Consider the following 1,553-nt stretch of genomic DNA (forward strand, 5'->3'; position numbering starts at 1 on the left):
TCAATAATTCTAACACATAATCCCTTTATTTTATTCAAAATTTTATTTTTCGAAATTTTATGTAATATATATTGACATTCAATAATGATAATATCTATAATGTGAATCAAAATCACAACGCTGTGATCAGCGAGTGCGGCAGCACAATGAAGTGCCCCGCATAACGGCAATGAGGCCGCAAAACGTTCTTTTCATTGGACGTTTTGCGGCCTTTTCTGCCTGGAGAGAAGCCTATAAAAATGATCGTAAACAAAGAATTTCATTGGATGAGGAGTGACGAGAAGTGGAGAAGAAGGGATTTTGGCAAAGCGGGCACAAGCCCACACTGTTTGGTGCGTTTCTGTATTTTGACATCAGTTTTATGATTTGGAGCATGCTCGGTCCGCTGGCGGTTGTCATTGCAGCCGATTACCCGATGGACCCGGTGCAAAAAGCCAATCTGGTAGCACTGCCGGTATTGGGAGGCTCCATACTCAGACTGGTGCTGGGCGTTCTCGCCGACCGGATCGGCCCCAAGCTGACCGCCCAGATCGGCATGCTGATAACGCTGGTTCCACTGCTGCTTGGCTGGCTGTGGGTCAGCTCGCTGGATCAACTGTATGTTGTTGCTATGCTGCTTGGCGTCGCAGGCGCTTCATTCGCAGCTGCACTTCCCCTCGCTGGGCAGTGGTATCCGAAAGAGCATCAAGGCCTCGCGATGGGCATTGCAGGGGCTGGCAACAGCGGTACGGTGCTGGCCACCTTGTTTGCCAACCGGCTGGCCCAGCATTTTGGCAGCTGGGAAGTCGTTTTCGGTCTGGCTATCATTCCAGTCACGCTGGTGTTCATCTATTTCAGCCTGTTCGCCCGCAACAGCCCGAATCGGCCTGCGCCGAAGAAAATGTCCGAGTATGCCAACGTTCTGAAGCAGCGTGATACGTGGGTGTTCTGCGCCATGTACTGCGTCACCTTCGGCGGTTTTGTCGGACTTGCCAACTACTTGACCATCTTCTTCAACACCCAATATGGGCTTACCCCTGTACAGGCAGCGGATATTACAACCATCTGCGTCATTGCCGGCAGCTTCTTCCGTCCGGTGGGTGGATTTCTCGCTGACCGGATTGGCGGATCGCGCATGCTGATGATGCTGTATTCCGGTGCCGCCATCATGCTGCTTGGCGTCTCCTTCCTGCCGCCGCTCCTGCTGGTTGTCATTATGCTGTTCCTCGGCATGATGTGCCTGGGGGCTGGCAACGGCTCGGTATTCCAGCTCGTTCCCCAGCGTTTCGGAGCCGAGATCGGGCTGGTGACCGGCATCGTCGGCGCAGCCGGCGGTTTGGGCGGTTACGCGCTGCCGCTCATTCTCGGACGCCTGTATCAGGCTACGAACTCCTATACGCCAGGCTTTATCATTTTGGCGATCATTGCTGCCGGTTCGCTGGCACTGACCCTTATTATGCAGATAAAATGGCGCAGAAGCTGGTCCAGCCAGCTTCAGACCGGAGCACAAACCAGCTCCGTCAAGATCTGAGTTCCGGACGGACGGTCAAATACACCGACCAAGCGATAATGAC

Annotated in this window: 1 protein-coding gene; it reads left to right on the plus strand. The window is 53.3% G+C overall.

Going from position 1 to position 1,553, the window contains the following annotated elements; genetic code table 11:
- Positions 1-283 precede the first annotated feature (283 nt).
- Positions 284-1,510: a nitrate/nitrite transporter gene (locus tag CHH67_RS11555; RefSeq protein WP_095265339.1), complete on the plus strand. Its 1,227-nt coding sequence runs from the start codon at positions 284-286 to the stop codon at positions 1,508-1,510.
- Positions 1,511-1,553: the final 43 nt, after the last annotated feature.

This window comes from Paenibacillus campinasensis (genome assembly GCF_002272015.1).
In the GTDB taxonomy this organism is placed as follows: domain Bacteria; phylum Bacillota; class Bacilli; order Paenibacillales; family Paenibacillaceae; genus Paenibacillus_AQ; species Paenibacillus_AQ campinasensis.